Annotated in this window: 15 protein-coding genes; 7 read left to right on the top strand and 8 right to left on the bottom strand. The window is 37.7% G+C overall.

Going from position 1 to position 15,678, the window contains the following annotated elements; all coding sequences use genetic code 11:
* Window positions 1-2 precede the first annotated feature (2 nt).
* On the bottom strand, window positions 3-383 hold the full coding sequence (locus ULVI_RS14390; protein ID WP_068593510.1) for an RNA-binding S4 domain-containing protein: 381 nt from the start codon (window positions 381-383) through the stop codon (window positions 3-5).
* Window positions 384-461: 78 nt separating this feature from the next.
* Here ULVI_RS14390 and ULVI_RS14385 point away from each other — a divergent pair, with 78 nt between their 5' ends.
* Window positions 462-1,364, top strand: a complete 903-nt coding sequence (locus ULVI_RS14385) for an FKBP-type peptidyl-prolyl cis-trans isomerase (RefSeq protein ID WP_068593509.1) — start codon at window positions 462-464, stop codon at window positions 1,362-1,364.
* A 93-nt stretch (window positions 1,365-1,457) separates the two neighbouring features.
* Here ULVI_RS14385 and ULVI_RS14380 read toward each other — a convergent pair whose 3' ends face one another.
* Both ULVI_RS14380 and ULVI_RS14375 read right to left on the bottom strand, forming a co-directional pair.
* A complete protein-coding gene (locus ULVI_RS14380; RefSeq protein ID WP_068593508.1) occupies window positions 1,458-2,411 on the bottom strand; it encodes a transketolase family protein in 954 nt (317 codons plus the stop codon).
* A 56-nt stretch (window positions 2,412-2,467) separates the two neighbouring features.
* Entirely contained in the window at window positions 2,468-3,313 is an 846-nt protein-coding gene (locus ULVI_RS14375; RefSeq protein WP_068593507.1) for a transketolase, read from the bottom strand.
* Window positions 3,314-3,695: 382 nt separating this feature from the next.
* Between ULVI_RS14375 and tgt the strand changes: the two genes are divergently transcribed.
* From tgt to ULVI_RS14345, 6 genes are all read left to right on the top strand, one after another.
* Window positions 3,696-4,826 (top strand): tRNA guanosine(34) transglycosylase Tgt, encoded by a 1,131-nt coding sequence (tgt, locus tag ULVI_RS14370; protein WP_068593664.1) that lies wholly within the window; start codon window positions 3,696-3,698, stop codon window positions 4,824-4,826.
* The gene (locus tag ULVI_RS14365) at window positions 4,826-5,905 is read left to right on the top strand and encodes an LptF/LptG family permease (RefSeq protein WP_068593506.1); all 1,080 of its coding nucleotides are present in this window, start codon (window positions 4,826-4,828) and stop codon (window positions 5,903-5,905) included. The genes tgt and ULVI_RS14365 overlap by 1 nt, the downstream gene beginning before the upstream one ends.
* Window positions 5,892-6,794 carry a DMT family transporter gene (locus ULVI_RS14360; RefSeq protein WP_068593505.1) on the top strand — a complete coding sequence of 301 codons (903 nt, stop codon included), beginning with the start codon at window positions 5,892-5,894 and terminating at the stop codon, window positions 6,792-6,794. The genes ULVI_RS14365 and ULVI_RS14360 overlap by 14 nt, the downstream gene beginning before the upstream one ends.
* Window positions 6,795-6,848: 54 nt before the next feature.
* Window positions 6,849-7,802, top strand: a complete 954-nt coding sequence (locus ULVI_RS14355) for an acetyl-CoA carboxylase carboxyltransferase subunit alpha (RefSeq protein WP_068593504.1) — start codon at window positions 6,849-6,851, stop codon at window positions 7,800-7,802.
* A gap of 166 nt (window positions 7,803-7,968) precedes the next feature.
* Window positions 7,969-9,522, top strand: coding sequence for a replicative DNA helicase (gene dnaB / locus ULVI_RS14350; protein ID WP_068593503.1), 1,554 nt, complete (start codon window positions 7,969-7,971; stop codon window positions 9,520-9,522).
* Between the two features lie 292 nt (window positions 9,523-9,814).
* Window positions 9,815-10,999: an asparagine synthetase B gene (locus ULVI_RS14345; protein WP_068593663.1), complete on the top strand. Its 1,185-nt coding sequence runs from the start codon at window positions 9,815-9,817 to the stop codon at window positions 10,997-10,999.
* On the opposite strand, the gene ULVI_RS14340 is transcribed toward ULVI_RS14345, so the two are convergent.
* The 5 genes from ULVI_RS14340 to thrS all read right to left on the bottom strand — a co-directional run bounded on the left by ULVI_RS14340 (window position 10,996) and on the right by thrS (window position 15,301).
* Complete coding sequence (locus tag ULVI_RS14340) at window positions 10,996-11,943, bottom strand: OmpA family protein (protein WP_068593502.1); 948 nt, start codon at window positions 11,941-11,943, stop codon at window positions 10,996-10,998. The two genes, ULVI_RS14345 and ULVI_RS14340, sit on opposite strands and share 4 nt — an antisense overlap.
* A 117-nt stretch (window positions 11,944-12,060) precedes the next feature.
* The gene (gene rplT, locus ULVI_RS14335) at window positions 12,061-12,405 is read right to left on the bottom strand and encodes a 50S ribosomal protein L20 (protein WP_068593501.1); all 345 of its coding nucleotides are present in this window, start codon (window positions 12,403-12,405) and stop codon (window positions 12,061-12,063) included.
* Window positions 12,406-12,498: 93 nt separating this feature from the next.
* Window positions 12,499-12,696, bottom strand: coding sequence for a 50S ribosomal protein L35 (gene rpmI, locus ULVI_RS14330; protein WP_068593500.1), 198 nt, complete (start codon window positions 12,694-12,696; stop codon window positions 12,499-12,501).
* 88 nt (window positions 12,697-12,784) lie between these two features.
* The gene (infC, locus tag ULVI_RS14325; protein ID WP_197463525.1) at window positions 12,785-13,297 is read right to left on the bottom strand and encodes a translation initiation factor IF-3; all 513 of its coding nucleotides are present in this window, start codon (window positions 13,295-13,297) and stop codon (window positions 12,785-12,787) included.
* A gap of 57 nt (window positions 13,298-13,354) precedes the next feature.
* Window positions 13,355-15,301 (bottom strand): threonine--tRNA ligase, encoded by a 1,947-nt coding sequence (thrS, locus tag ULVI_RS14320; RefSeq protein WP_068593498.1) that lies wholly within the window; start codon window positions 15,299-15,301, stop codon window positions 13,355-13,357.
* Window positions 15,302-15,678 lie beyond the last annotated feature (377 nt).

Below are 15,678 nucleotides of genomic sequence, written 5' to 3'. Positions count from 1 at the left end.
AGTTAGTTTTCTTCAGTAGGGGTGTCTGTAAAATCTTCGAGATCCCGCCGATCTTTTTTTGTGGGACGGCCAGTTCCTTTTTTTCGGTAATATTCTTTCGAGTATTTTAAGAGTTCTATCTTTGCAAATGCTTCTTTTGGGGTCGTATCTTTGCGATACATGTCCACCAATTTAGCTCCTAATCGGCTCTCTGGCAGGTCAAGTACTTCGAGTGTATAATCAATTTGATCTTTCCTTACTGTGAGAGTATCTCCAGGATATACATCGCGAGAAGGTTTTACCACATCTCCATTTACCCGGACACTCCCTTTCTTAACTGCTCGTGTTGCGATGCTTCGCGTTTTAAAATACCGGACACTCCATAAATATTTATCGATCCTCATACAAATTATCTAAATTCTACGTTAATCTACAAAGCAAAAATAGCGGAAAATTGTATCTTGCGCGCTCAATAAAAATTTATGAAGAAATTACTTTTTTTATTTTCAATACTCACTTGCATACAGGTTGCGGTAACTTCATGTAATAACGATGATGATGCTCCTACGATTACACCTTCCAGGGATCGTGGTGAAGAGGCATTAGCCGCAGAGGCAGAGATTGTTACCTATTTGGAAACTCATTTTTATAATTATGAAGAATTTGAAACTCCTTCTGCAGATTTCGATTTTAGAATTCGAATCGATACACTGGCTGGAGATAATGCAGGAAAAATTCCATTGATTGAACAGGTGTCTTCTAAAATGGTTCAAGATCGTATTGACGAAGATGTTATGTATAAGCTTTACTTTTTAAGAGTACTTCAAGGAGAGGGTGATCAACCTAAATTTCCTGATATTGTTACACTTTCTTATGAAGGTAGGTTGTTAGAAAACAATTTCTTATTTGATGCATCTAATGTGCCTACTCAATTTGACCTTACAGGTACAATTAATGGGTTTCAAGATGCTATAATTGAATTTAATGGGGCGGGAGATATTGGTTCTAATCCCGATGGATCTGCTTCTTTTGAAAATTTTGGGGTAGGAGCTGTGTTTCTTCCTTCAGGATTGGGTTATTTTGCCGCAGGTACAGCAGAAATTGGCTCGTATGAACAGTTAATTTTTCTTTTTCAGATTTATGCTGCTGAAACTGGAGATCAAGACTTAGATGGTGTGCCTTCATTTATGGAAGACCTCAATGGGAATGGCTTGGAAGAGGATGATGATACCGATGGAGATCGTTTGCCTAATATTTTAGATAACGATGATGATGGTGATGGCCGTCCGACAAGGGATGAAATTGAAATTGACGATGATGGTAATATTACTTTTCCAGACGTTGATGGTGATGGTATTGTAGATTATTTAGATTCCGATAGTTAATAAACTTAATTAGTTATATCAATAAAAAAGCCTCGCAATGCGAGGCTTTTTTTATTGTTATAATGTAACGTTTCAAGTAATATCTTTACTATGTTATTTGCGAGCAATCACTTTTAATGCTGCTTTGACTATAGCGTCTGCATTTAAACCATATTTTTCCATAAGTTGTTCTGGAGTTCCAGATTCCCCAAAAGTATCTTTTGTTGCTACGAATTCTTGTGGTGTTGGAGTACTCTCAGCTAATTCTCTCGCAACACTTTCACCCAATCCGCCTAAGAAATTGTGTTCTTCTGCGGTTACAATACAACCGGTCTTTCTAACGCTTTTTAAAATTGCTTCGCTATCTAAAGGTTTAATGGTGTGAATGTTTATTACAGCAGCACTAATTCCTTGCTCATTAAGTGTTTCTGCTGCTTGTAATGCTTCCCAAACCAAATGTCCGGTAGCTACCAGTGTTACATCATTTCCTTCTTGTAGTTGCACTGCTTTGCCAATCTCGAAAGTTTGATCTTCAGGGGTGAAGTTAGCTACTTTAGGTCTTCCAAAACGTAAATATACAGGTCCATCATGTTCCGCAATTGCTAATGTAGCTGCTTTTGTTTGATTGTAATCGCAGGTATTAATAACGGTCATGCCTGGAAGCATTTTCATTAGCCCAATATCTTCAAGGATTTGGTGGGTCGCTCCATCTTCGCCTAACGTTACTCCTGCGTGAGAAGCACAGATCTTAACATTCTTTCCGCTGTAAGCAACACTTTGTCGAATTTGATCGTATACTCTTCCCGTTGAGAAGTTAGCAAAAGTACCTGTAAAAGGTATTTTTCCTCCTATAGTCATTCCTGCCGCCATACCGATCATATTTGCTTCTGCAATTCCTACTTGAAAAAATCGGTCGGGATGATTTTCTTTAAATTCGTCCATTTTCAACGAACCAGTAAGGTCGGCGCAGAGTGCAACCACATTTTCGTTAGATTTTCCCAATGCTGTGAGTCCTGCTCCAAAACCGGAACGTGTATCTTTTTTACCGCTATCTGTATATTTTTTCATGCTACTGCCCGCATATACGGGTATTTTTAATTAAAAGTTTCTTTTGAAAGATTAAATTAGTAATCTCCCATGGTTTCAGGATTCTGTGCTAAACCTGTTTCTAGTTGCTCGTCGTTAGGAGCTTTCCCGTGCCATGCATGGGTATGCATCATAAAATCGACACCGTGTCCCATAACCGTGTGTAATAAAACACATACTGGTTTGTTCTTTCCAGTTCTTTCTTTAGCTTCCTGCATGCCCTCAATTACTGCGTCGAGATCATTTCCTTTTTTAATTTCCAGTACGTCCCAGCCAAAAGCTTCAAATTTTCCTTTTACGTTTCCTAGCGGAAGTACATTTTCTGTTGAACCATCGATTTGTTGCCCGTTAAGATCAATGGTAACGATGAGGTTATCTATGCCATTTCCGGCAGCATACATAATCGCTTCCCAATTTTGTCCTTCCTGCAATTCACCATCACCGCATAGCGTGTAAATAAGGTGTGAATCGTTATTAAGTTTTTTGGTTTGTGCAGCACCAATTGCTACAGAGATTCCTTGACCTAATGAACCTGATGCCACACGAATCCCTGGAAGACCTTCATGAGTTGTTGGATGTCCCTGAAGTCGAGAATCTAATAAACGGAAGGTGTTAAGCTCTTCCACTGGAAAATATCCCGATCGTGCTAATACACTGTAAAAGACAGGTGAGATATGGCCGTTGGATAAAAAGAAAAGATCTTCTCCTTTCCCATCCATTGAAAACGAATCGTTGCGATCCATAAGTTTTTGATAAAGAGCCACGAAAAACTCGGCACAACCTAAAGAACCTCCTGGATGACCAGAATTTACTTTATGTACCTGTCGCAGAATATCCCTGCGTACTTGAGTGACTAAATCTTGAAGATGTTTGGAATCTGACATATAAAGGGTTTTCGTTGTAAGCTTCAAAAATAATCTTTTGTCATTCCTTATTAAAAAAGAATGTAGGTCACTTATTAACGATTTCATGCTTTTGTTAACAGCCTACCTTTGCTAAATGGTTTTAAAGGAATAGTTTTATTAATTTATGGAACAGGCACTAGACTTGTGTTTTCAGAGTAATTGTTTAAATATGAGTAAATCGGAGTAGAAAAGGGGTTGCGATCATCTTTTTTAAAGGAAGGTATTTTATAATTTCTGCGCAGAAGTAAAAAAGATTTTTTTGCATTACCAAGCAAACTTTATTGGTTCGTTGTAAATCTTTAATTTGACTTCTTCAAACGTCGATAGAAAAGGTATCTTTGCACTTTCAGAAAACACACACATGCAGTTTAAATTAGAAGCTACAGATGCCGCCAGTCGTGCACGCGCCGCAACAATCACCTTAGATCACGGTACCATAGAAACACCTATTTTTATGCCCGTAGGAACGGTTGCTACCGTAAAGGGAGTGCATCAAAAAGAACTTTCCGAAGAGATCAACCCCGATATTATTTTAGGGAATACCTATCATTTATACCTTCGGCCACAAACCCCAATATTAGAAAAAGCAGGAGGAATTCATAAATTTATGAATTGGGACCGGAATATTCTAACCGATAGTGGCGGCTACCAAGTTTATTCACTTTCAGCCAATCGCAAGATCAAAGAAGAAGGAGTGAAATTTAAATCGCATATCGACGGGAGTTATCATTTTTTTACTCCCGAAAATGTGATGGAGATTCAACGAACCATCGGTGCCGATATTATTATGGCTTTCGATGAATGTACACCCTATCCTTGCGATTATAATTATGCAAAACGCTCTATGCATATGACACATCGTTGGCTAGATCGCTGTATTAACCATTTGGAGAAAACGCCTTTGAAGTACGATTATAATCAGACATTTTTTCCTATTGTTCAAGGGAGTACCTATAAAGACCTTCGGAAACAATCTGCCGAGTATATTGCTTCAGTAGGGGCAGAAGGTAATGCTATTGGTGGACTTTCAGTAGGAGAACCTGCTGAAGAAATGTATGAAATGACAGATGTGGTCACGAGCATACTTCCGAAGGACAAACCGCGTTATTTAATGGGAGTAGGAACACCCATTAATATTCTTGAAAACATAGCGTTAGGAATCGATATGTTCGATTGTGTAATGCCCACTAGAAACGGGAGAAACGGGATGTTGTTTACCGCCCATGGATCTATAAATATTAAAAATAAAAAGTGGGAAGATGATTTTTCTCCAATCGACGAAATGGGAATTACGTGGGTAGATACCGCTTATAGTAAAGCCTATGTGAGACACCTGTTTACGGTAAACGAAATGCTAGGAAGGCAAATAGGAACCATACATAACCTCGGATTTTATTTGTGGTTGGTTCGCGAGGCTAGAAAACATATCTTAGCTGGTGATTTCACAACTTGGAAAAATAAAATGGTAAAGCAAATGGACAAGCGGTTATAATGCTAAGTATACTAGATCGATACATATTAAAGAAATACCTAGGGACTTTTATCTTATTGTTGTTACTTTTTATTCCAATTGGAATTACAGTAAATCTGGCAGAGAAGATCGATAAAATGCTCGAAAATGAAGTGCCGCTAATAGTAGTGCTCGAGTACTACTTAGACTTTACCGTTTACTTTGCAAATTTATTATTTCCTTTATTTTTATTTTTATCGGTGATCTGGTTCACTTCTAAGCTCGCTAACGACACCGAAGTAGTTGCGTTTTTAAGTAGTGGCGTATCGTATTATCGCTTCTTAAGACCTTATATGATTGGAGCAACAATCGTTTGTATTGGTGCCCTAGTTATGGGAATGTATCTGGCACCTATGGCAAGCAAAGGATTTAATGAATTTAAATATAATTATTTAAAAAAAGGAGCACAAGATAGGGCACAGACCAATGTATACCGACAAATTAACGATAACGATTACATTTATGTAAGCTATTTTAATGTAAAAGAAGGGTCGGGAAGTAACTTTACACTCGAACATTTTGAAGGTAATAAAATGGAATACAAGCTTTCTGCCAACCGAATTCGATACAACCGAAAAGACAGTACGTATACCTTATATAATTATACCAAACGAACCATTGGAGAGTTTGAAGATGAAATTACCTCTACAAAAGAACTCGACACGGTATTTTCTTTTGAAATGGAAGATCTTACTCCAGTAGAATATATTGCAGAGACCCTTAGCATTACAGAATTAAACACCTTTATTGAAAGAGAAAAAAAGCGAGGCTCTTCATATATTAATCGGTACGAAGTAGTACAATACAGGCGATGGAGCCTTCCTGTTTCTGCGTACATACTTACCATTATTGCAGTAGCAGTTTCTTCTGTAAAAAGAAGAGGAGGGATGGGAGTAAACCTTGCCATTGGAATTGCAATCGGAATGGTGTTTATCTTTTTCGATAAGATCTTCGGAACGATGGCAGAGCAAAGTGATTTTTCACCCTTTATAGCAACTTGGTTTCCTAATTTTGTCTTCGGAATTTTAGCTATTTATTTGCTTCGGAATGCAAAACGATAAATTATTTAATTACCTGCACCTTCATTTTATAGTCTTCATCTGGGGATTTACTGCCGTATTGGGAGCACTCATCACGATTGAAGCTATTCCCTTGGTCTGGTATCGTATGCTTGTCGCTTCGGGGCTTATTTTTATTTGGGTGCGTTTCAGAAAAGAAAAATTGCAATTTCCCCCCAAAGTGATCGCAGGTTTTTTCCTCGCCGGACTCATAATCGCCTTACATTGGCTGGCATTTTTTGGAGCAATTAAAGTGTCTAATGTTTCGATTACACTAGCAATAATGTCTACCGGAGCTTTTTTTACATCGCTTTTAGAGCCGCTTTTATATCGTCGCAAAGTTATCTGGTACGAAGTGTTTTTTGGTTTAATTGTCGTGGGTGGTTTATATGTTATTTTTAATGTTGAAGGCGATTATTTCTTCGGAATCTTACTCGCGCTGGCAGCCTCTTTTTTGGGTGCATTGTTCTCAGTGATCAATGGGAAATATGCAATTAAATATAATGCTTCTGTGGTCTCCCTCTACGAGTTATTCTTCGGAACACTATGCATAACGGGTTATCTCGCGGTAAGTGGAAGCTTTTCTGAAGCGTTCTTCACTGTCTCAATGAACGATTGGATGTATCTTCTTATATTGGCATCGGTGTGTACAGCGTACGCTTTTATAGCCTCAGTGCATGTCATGAAATGGATAAGCCCGTATACGGTAATGCTTACAATAAATATGGAGCCTGTGTATGGAATTATTCTAGCCTTACTTATTCTTGGAGACGAAGAAAATATGAGTCCTCAGTTTTATTATGGCGCTGCAATAATCATCGTTACGGTGATAGCAAATGGAATAATTAAAACATCGATGGAAAGAAAAAAAAGACATTTGCCCGATAGCTAAAAACAAAATTTTATCTTTGTAAATTCAGCCAAAAAAGCAAATCAAGCAGCAATTATGGAATATCTTGAATTTGAATTACCTATAAAGGAATTGCAAGAGCAATACGAGAAAGCTTGCCAGATCGGTGAAGAGAGTGATGTGGATGTCACCAATACCTGCAAGCAAATAGAAAAGAAACTTAACGAAACGAAAAAGGACATCTATAAGAATCTAACGCCATGGCAACGGGTTCAATTATCCCGTCACCCAGATCGTCCTTATACAATGGATTACATTAACGCTCTCTGTGGGGATTCTTTCCTAGAATTACACGGTGATCGTAATTTTAAAGATGATAAAGCCATGGTCGGTGGTTTAGGTAAAATCGGAGACCAAAGCTATATGTTCGTTGGGCAGCAAAAAGGTTTTAATACCAAAACGCGTCAATATCGAAACTTCGGAATGGCAAACCCAGAAGGATATAGAAAAGCTTTGCGTTTAATGCGCTCTGCCGAAAAGTTTAACGTACCTGTAGTTTGTTTTGTAGATACTCCTGGGGCTTATCCAGGTTTAGAAGCAGAAGAACGCGGTCAAGGAGAGGCGATTGCACGTAATATTATAGAAATGACACGCCTCAAAGTACCTATCATTGTAGTAATTATTGGTGAAGGCGCTAGTGGGGGTGCTTTAGGAATTGGAGTAGGAGATCGAGTCCTTATGTTAGAAAACACGTGGTACTCTGTGATCTCTCCAGAAAGTTGTTCATCCATTTTGTGGCGCAGCTGGGAATTTAAAGAACAGGCAGCCGAAGCATTAAAACTTACTGCTTCAGATATGAAAAAACAGAAACTTATCGATCTTATCGTAAAAGAGCCTCTAGGAGGTGCTCACAGTGATCGTCCTGGAACGTTCAAGTCTGTAGCAAATGCTATAGAGAAAGAATATAAGGTCCTAAAAGACTTATCACCAAAAGATCTTGTTGAAAAACGCATGGAAAAATACTCAGAGATGGGTGTCTTTAAAGGCTAGTTTCAGCAATACCGATAGATTCAAAAATCCGAAGTTTGCGCTTCGGATTTTTTTACGGGTTATCAACAATATTTTTGAGTTATTAACAGTTCAATTGTTGAAGACCCGTTAACATCGTACTACGTAAAAAACCCACCCCTCTTAACAATTTAGTTACATTCGCCTTATGGAAAAAGTGCAAGCGAAAACCTCATACAAAACACGCTCCTCTCAAATAATTTCATTAGAGAAAGGAAAATTACCGCCACAAGCTACTGATTTAGAAGAAGTTGTGCTAGGTGCGATGATGATCGATAAAAAAGGAGTCGATGAAGTAATCGATATTCTAAATGCTGATGTATTCTATAAAGACGCTCACCAACACATCTTTGAAGCCATTCATACTTTGTTTGAAAACAGTGAGCCTGTTGACTTATTAACCGTTTCTTCTCAATTAAAAAAGCATCAAACATTAGAACAGGCTGGAGGCGAGTTTTATCTTATTCAGCTTACTCAAAAAGTATCTTCTTCGGCACATATTGAGTTTCATGCACGTATAATTCTTCAGAAATACATTCAGCGAAGTCTTATAAAAATTTCAAACGAAATCATCGAAGAATCGTACGATGAAACAACCGATGTATTCGATTTGTTAGATAAAGCAGAATCTAAATTATACGAAGTAACACAGGGTAATATAAAGCGATCTTCAGAAACAGCACAAAATCTTGTAATTCAAGCAAAGAAACGAATTGAGGAAATCGCTAATAAAGAAGGTCTTTCGGGAATACCTTCCGGTTTCGATAAAGTAGATAAGCTAACTTCGGGTTGGCAGCCGAGTGATTTAATTATCATCGCAGCACGTCCTGGTATGGGTAAAACAGCTCTTACGCTCTCTATGGCACGAAATGTAGCTGTAGAACATAATATTCCGGTAGCGTTCTTTTCTCTAGAGATGTCATCAGTACAATTAATTACCCGTCTAATTTCTTCCGAAACTGGATTGAGTTCAGAAAAACTACGTACTGGAAATCTTGAAAAGCACGAATGGGAACAGTTAAACGTTAAAGTGAAAGGGTTAGAAAAAGCACCTTTGTTTATTGATGATACCCCTTCGCTTTCTATTTTTGACCTTCGGGCTAAAGCACGGCGATTGTCCTCACAACATGGTATAAAATTAATCATGATCGATTACCTGCAATTAATGACCGCTGGTGGAAGTCAGAAAGGTGGAAATCGTGAACAGGAAATCTCGACCATTTCCCGAAACTTGAAAGCATTAGCAAAAGAACTAAGTGTACCAGTAATCGCTTTGTCACAACTATCGCGTGCTGTAGAAACGAGAGGAGGAAGTAAACGTCCGTTACTTTCAGATCTTCGTGAATCGGGTGCGATCGAGCAGGATGCAGATATTGTATCATTTATATATCGACCTGAATATTATAAAATTGAAGAATGGGATGATGACGAACGAACCCCAACCGATGGTCAAGCTGAATTTATTGTGGCGAAGCACCGTAATGGTGGGCTCGATGAAATACGCCTTCGATTTGTAGGACATTTAGGGAAGTTCGAAAACCTTGAAACTTTTAATTTTACGAATGAAATTCATTCCCGTATGAATGATGCTGCGAACGATGATAGCTTTAAAACCGATCATCTGCCATCACCAGGGGAAGCTTTTGGTAGCTCTATGAACGACGATTTGTCTCCTGAGGGAGATGATGAAGTTCCATTTTAATACGATACGATTGGTGCGCAATCGGTACTATTTAGTTCTGTCTTAATTATAAAGCTCATTTTGGTACAGGAGTATTAATTTATAAGTAGTAGCGGAAGACCCTTATCCAAGCATTTGTAAATTAACCATAAGGGAAGACACTTTGGCGTAACTTTTGTCGTTAATTAAGTGACGTAAGGTTGGTGATCTTTTTATAAGATTTCCTATATTTAAAATCATGACAAGACTTCTAATTTTTAGTATCTTTTTTTGCTTCAGTTTAAACGCTTCTGCCTCTTATATTCTAATTCCTATGGATGCAGAGGGACAAAAAGAACATTTAAAAGCATATGGAATTACCTATTGGACACTGGAGCGAAATGCAAAAGTGAAGTGGTTGCTTAATTATCGAGGAGGCTCGTTTTTATTACCAGATTCCGAAGAAATTAAAAGAGAATGTCAGATACGAGGGGTTTCATTCGAGATTATTTCAGACTCCAAAACAGAACAAATACTCACAGAGATAAGCAGTCCCTCGCAAAATATGGAAGCTGTTGTTCTAGAAAAGGCTCCTAAAATCGCTGTTTATTCTCCTAAAGGAAGTTTGCCGTGGGACGATGCTGTTACAATGGTGCTTACTTATGCCGAAATTCCCTATACAGTAGTATATGATGAAGAAGTATTGACCGACCAATTATTGTTGTATGATTGGTTGCATTTGCACCATGAAGATTTCACAGGACAATATGGGAAATTCTATCGTGCTTACAGAGCTGCACCTTGGTATATAGAAGAAAAGAAGAATGCAGAAAATTTAGCGGCCAAACTGGGATATTCAAAAGTTTCTGAAGCAAAAAGAGATGTAGCTTTAAAAATTCGTGATTATGTAGTTGGCGGTGGATTTATGTTTGCCATGTGCAGTGCCACCGACAGTTTTGATATTGCTCTTTCGGCCGAAGGGGTGGATATTTGTGAAGTTATGTTCGACGGTGATCCAAGTGAAGCAGGCTATCAAAGTAAGATTGATTATAGCAAGACTTTTGCCTTTAAGGATTATATTCTAGAAAGAAGTCCCATGGTATATGAATTCTCCTCGATCGATATGACTACGAAAAGACGCATATCGAAAGAGACCGATTATTTTACGCTAATGGATTATTCTGCAAAATGGGATCCCATTCCGTGTATGTTGGTTCAAAATCATACTGCTCTCGTAAAGGGATTTATGGGGCAAACCACATCGTATACTCCTGATCATATTAAATCTAATGTATTGGTGATGGGTGAAAATAAAAGTAACGGAGAGGCTCGCTATATTCACGGAATCAAAGGAAAAGGTTTTTTTACATTTTATGGCGGACACGATCCCGAAGATTATCAGCATCGGGTCGGGGATGCCAAAACCGAATTGGCACTACACCCTAATTCACCAGGGTATCGCTTAATATTAAATAATGTATTGTTTCCTGCAGCCAAAAAGAAAAAGCAAAAAACTTAATCTTTTTTCTTCGGAATATATTTGTAATAATCATTAGGGGGCATAACAAGTATTTCGACCCGTCTATTTATTTGCTTATTTTCTTTTGAATCGTTTACTACTTTTGGCTTTGTTTCACCATAAGCTTTTACCTCATAATCGTATAAGGCTTCGTATCCTAATATGGCACGCAAGCGATCGATCACCGAGAGGCAGCGATTTTCTGAAAGCTTCATATTAGAACGATCGCTTCCATCACTATCGGTGTGTCCTTCGGCAACTATAGTAGCTTTATCTACTTTTTTAATTAAACTGGCGAGAGAATCTAACGTTTTATTAGCAGAACTTTTGAGTTTGTATTCAGAAACATCAAAAATAACATCGGCATTAATGGTGAGTTTAATAACACTGTTAATAGCTGCAACTGCATCGATGTCTGCTCCAGCCGTCTTACTTCGACAAAGATCCTCCATATCGGTAATACGCAAAAAAGAATAGATCACATCTGTAGGAATGTTTTCATCTTCTAAGTCTAAAATAGATTTACCACCCGAAATTGTTCCGGCATAAGTCCAGTCTGTTCCATTGGTAGAAATTTCTATTTTAGCAGATTCTTTAGAAGGCCCCACTTCAAAAATATAGAGATCATTTCCAGGTAGGTTCATAAATCCATTATCGGTAAAGGCGAGTTCTAATACACCTTTACAACCAATAGAAAGAAAGTTTGGTGTATGATAGTTTTCGTAATTGGGTTCATGCAAAGACTGTATAGGATTTCTAAACTTCTCTAAAGGCATAGGATTACCCATAGAAAATGAGTAGATGCTGTCAGCGAAAGAGATTTTTCCCAACGGGAGGTAAATCGAACTATAACGATCGGTTTTATAGGTTTTTCCTGTCTTTTGGGCAAAAGCAGAAGTACAGATTCCTATTCCTAAAAGGAGGATAATAGGGTGTATTTTCACGATTTGGGTTTTTACGAATATAACCAAACTTTTGAAAACTAAAATTTTGGCAGTAAAATAAAAAACCCATCAGCGTTATACTGATGGGTTTTTGCGAAATAATAGGATTAAATATTCTTATTTTACTTTCTTTATAATTGCTTCAAAAGCTTCTGGGTGATTCATGGCTAAATCTGCTAATACTTTACGATTTAACTCCACTCCATCCTTTTTTAAAGCTCCCATAAATTGAGAGTAAGACATACCGTGCTGACGTGCACCTGCGTTAATACGCTGGATCCACAAAGCTCTGAATGTTCTTTTTTTGTTTCTACGGTCTCTGTAAGAATACTGCATCGCTCTGTCAACGGCATTCTTAGCTACGGTCCATACATTTTTACGTCTTCCAAAGTATCCTTTGGCTTGCTTAAGCACCTTTTTTCTACGGGCTCTTTTTGCAACTGAATTTACTGATCTTGGCATAATTTATTTGTTTTTTGTAGCAGGCGTTTCTTATTTTGAACTCTTTAAGGCACTACTCCAGGGTTATAATAATTAGGTTAACCGGTTAAACGATTACTTCAATCGAAGCATTTGTTTAACATTACTCTCGTCCGCTTCGTGTACCAAACCGTCATGAGTTAATTTTAGCTTACGTTTTTTAGACTTCTTTGTTAAGATGTGACTTTTAAACGCATGCTTTCTTTTTATTTTACCAGTACCGGTAAGCTTAAAACGCTTTTTAGCACTAGATTTTGTTTTTTGTTTCGGCATGTTTCTACTTTTTAAATATTATTTCGCATTTATTCACTACACTATTTTACAGTGAATTTTCTTTATAATTAACTCCTTAATAAGGAGATTATTTCTTTTTTGGAGCGATGAACATAATCATTCGCTTTCCTTCCAGTTTAGGCATTTGCTCCACCTTTCCAACTTCTTCTAAATCTTGAGCGAGACGTAATAATAAAATCTCACCTTGATCTTTATAGATGATAGAACGTCCTTTAAAGAATACATACGCTTTTAACTTCGCACCATCTTTTAAGAATTTTTCACCGTGATTCTTTTTAAATTCGTAATCATGGTCATCTGTATTAGGACCAAAACGAATTTCTTTAATAACTACTTTAGACGCTTTTGCCTTCATGGCTTTTTCACGCTTTTTCTGTTCGTATACGAACTTTTTGTAGTCCATCACCTTACATACAGGTGGTTTTGCGTTTGGCGAGATTTCAACAAGATCAAGACCCTGTTCATCTGCCATTTCCTGAGCTTTTCTGGTTGGATAAACTCCCATTTCAATATTGTCACCTACAAGGCGTACTTCATCAACACGGATCTTTCTATTGATTCTGTGCTGATCTTCTTTAATAATCCTTGCGGGACCTCTACTTCTTTTTCTTCGTATTGCTATGGCTATAAATTTTAATTAAACATTAAACTCTTTGATGTCTTTTCTGACTTCTTCTTGTAACATTGACGAAAATTCTTGAACAGTCATGGTTCCTAAATCTCCTTCGCTATGTTTACGTACAGAAACCGTACCATCTTTTGCTTCTTGCTCACCGACAATAAGCATATAGGGAAGTTTATTCATTTCAGACTCCCTGATTTTCTTGCCAATAGTCTCGTTTCTGTTATCTACAAGGGCGCGAATTTCGTCATTTTCAAGCAAAGTTAAAACTTTTTCGGAGTATTTTTCATATTTTTCACTTAATGACAATATGGCAACCTGTTCTGGCATCAGCCAAAGCGGAAAGTTTCCGCCCGTATGCTCAAGTAAAATTGCAACAAAACGCTCCATACTTCCAAATGGGGCACGGTGAATCATTACTGGACGATGTAATTCATTATCACTTCCTTTATAAGTAAGGTCGAATCGCTCTGGAAGATTATAATCCACTTGAATGGTGCCCAGCTGCCAACTTCTTCCTAAAGCATCTTTAACCATAAAGTCGAGTTTTGGACCATAGAAAGCAGCTTCTCCAGTTTCTACTATATAATCTAACCCCTTATCTTTAACAGCATTAAGAATTGCATTCTCTGCCTTGTCCCAAGTATCAAGATCTCCAATGTATTTTTCAGGCTTGCTAAGATCACGTACAGAGACCTGTGTAGTAAAGTTCTCAAAACCTAACGATCCAAATACATACAATACGAGGTCGATTACCTTCTTAAATTCGGAGTCCAATTGGTCGGGAGTACAAAAAATATGTGCATCATCTTGAGTAAATCCGCGAACTCTCGTTAGACCATGCAATTCTCCACTCTGCTCGTAGCGATATACAGTTCCAAATTCAGCAAAACGTTTAGGTAGATCTTTATAAGACCACGGTTTGTAATTGTAAATCTCACAATGGTGCGGGCAGTTCATGGGTTTTAACATAAACTCTTCCCCTTCATTAGGAGTGTTAATCACTTGAAAGCTATCTTCACCGTATTTTGCAAAGTGCCCAGAAGTTACATACAGCTCTTTTTGCGCGATATGTGGTGAAACTACCATTTCATAGCCAGCTTTTTTTTGTGCATTCTTTAAAAAGTTTTCAAGACGCTCACGAAGAGCAGCTCCTTTCGGAAGCCATAACGGTAAACCTTGTCCTACTTTTTGAGAAAATGTAAAAAGTTCTAATTCTTTTCCAAGCTTTCGGTGATCACGTTGTTTAGCCTGTTCCAAAAGCTCAAGGTATTCTTTTAAGTCTTTTTGTTTTGGAAAACTAACTCCGTAAATACGAGTTAACTGTTTATTGTTTTCATCACCGCGCCAATAAGCTCCAGCAATGCTCATTAATTTAATTGCCTTTACAATACCCGTGTTCGGAATGTGACCACCTCGACACAGATCGGTAAAGGTATCATGATCACAAAATGTAATGGTTCCGTCCTCTAGGTTTTCAATCAGTTCAACTTTATATTCGTTTCCTTCTTTCTTATAATAGTTCAACGCCTCAGCTTTACTAGACTCTCGTATTGAGAACTCATGCTTTCCGCGAGCAATCTCCATCATTTTATCTTCAATTTTTTTTAGATCATGCTCAGAGATAGAAATAGCTCCAAAATCAACATCATAATAAAAACCATTATCAATGGCGGGGCCTATTGTTAATTTGACACCTGGATAAAGTTCTTCCAATGCTTGTGCTAAGATATGTGCAGAAGAGTGCCAAAACGCTTTTTTCCCTTCATCGTCTCTAAAAGAATATAACACAAGACTCCCATCTACTTTTAGTGGAGTTGAGGTTTCAACGGTTTCTTCGTTAAAAGATGCCGAAATAATATTCCGCGCTAATCCTTCGCTAATACTTTTTGCGACGTCCATTGGAGTAGTGCCGGCTTCAAATTGTTTTACACTTCCGTCTGGTAAGGTAATGTTGATCATAATATTCGCTAGTTTGAAGCGTCAAAGATACTACGACTTTCTGCTTTTTACAATATGTATTAAGGTTCATTCAAATTAAAATTTTTGGCGTTCCCACTAGAATTTTCAATTTTAAGTATTGCTTTTATTTGTAGGTTGTTTTTTCATAGCGCTGTTTATGGCTTAATTTGAGAAGTGGTCGGGCCATCCGCACTCGCTTTTTTGGGGAGAATGCGATTCCCCAAAAAGAGCTCAGACAGTTGATTTTGTCCCTAACGCAGTTTTTCGGGTTGTATTGGTACTAATATATAGGTATAAAGGGTTTATTTGGGAGGTGTTTTTTTTAAAACGAGGTATTTCAGAGGTTTAAGAAAAAAGTACAAAAAAGTTTTAAAAAA

It is taken from the genome of Cochleicola gelatinilyticus (assembly GCF_001637325.1).
GTDB classification, from domain to species: Bacteria; Bacteroidota; Bacteroidia; order Flavobacteriales; family Flavobacteriaceae; genus Cochleicola; species Cochleicola gelatinilyticus.
This window is presented reverse-complemented; position numbering and strand designations above follow the sequence as displayed.

What these genes read in the sequence shown, in the direction of transcription:
- ULVI_RS14385 (WP_068593509.1), top strand. Translation starts at nt 462, where the DNA reads ATGAAGAAATTACTTTTTTTATTTTCAATACTCACTTGCATACAGGTT.
- ULVI_RS14380 (WP_068593508.1), bottom strand. Translation starts at nt 2,411, where the DNA reads ATGAAAAAATATACAGATAGCGGTAAAAAAGATACACGTTCCGGTTTT.
- rplT (WP_068593501.1), bottom strand. Translation starts at nt 12,405, where the DNA reads ATGCCAAGATCAGTAAATTCAGTTGCAAAAAGAGCCCGTAGAAAAAAG.
- ULVI_RS14345 (WP_068593663.1), top strand. Translation starts at nt 9,815, where the DNA reads ATGGATGCAGAGGGACAAAAAGAACATTTAAAAGCATATGGAATTACC.
- ULVI_RS14375 (WP_068593507.1), bottom strand. Translation starts at nt 3,313, where the DNA reads ATGTCAGATTCCAAACATCTTCAAGATTTAGTCACTCAAGTACGCAGG.
- ULVI_RS14355 (WP_068593504.1), top strand. Translation starts at nt 6,849, where the DNA reads ATGGAATATCTTGAATTTGAATTACCTATAAAGGAATTGCAAGAGCAA.
- dnaB (WP_068593503.1), top strand. Translation starts at nt 7,969, where the DNA reads ATGGAAAAAGTGCAAGCGAAAACCTCATACAAAACACGCTCCTCTCAA.
- ULVI_RS14365 (WP_068593506.1), top strand. Translation starts at nt 4,826, where the DNA reads ATGCTAAGTATACTAGATCGATACATATTAAAGAAATACCTAGGGACT.
- thrS (WP_068593498.1), bottom strand. Translation starts at nt 15,301, where the DNA reads ATGATCAACATTACCTTACCAGACGGAAGTGTAAAACAATTTGAAGCC.
- tgt (WP_068593664.1), top strand. Translation starts at nt 3,696, where the DNA reads ATGCAGTTTAAATTAGAAGCTACAGATGCCGCCAGTCGTGCACGCGCC.
- rpmI (WP_068593500.1), bottom strand. Translation starts at nt 12,696, where the DNA reads ATGCCGAAACAAAAAACAAAATCTAGTGCTAAAAAGCGTTTTAAGCTT.
- ULVI_RS14360 (WP_068593505.1), top strand. Translation starts at nt 5,892, where the DNA reads ATGCAAAACGATAAATTATTTAATTACCTGCACCTTCATTTTATAGTC.
- ULVI_RS14390 (WP_068593510.1), bottom strand. Translation starts at nt 383, where the DNA reads ATGAGGATCGATAAATATTTATGGAGTGTCCGGTATTTTAAAACGCGA.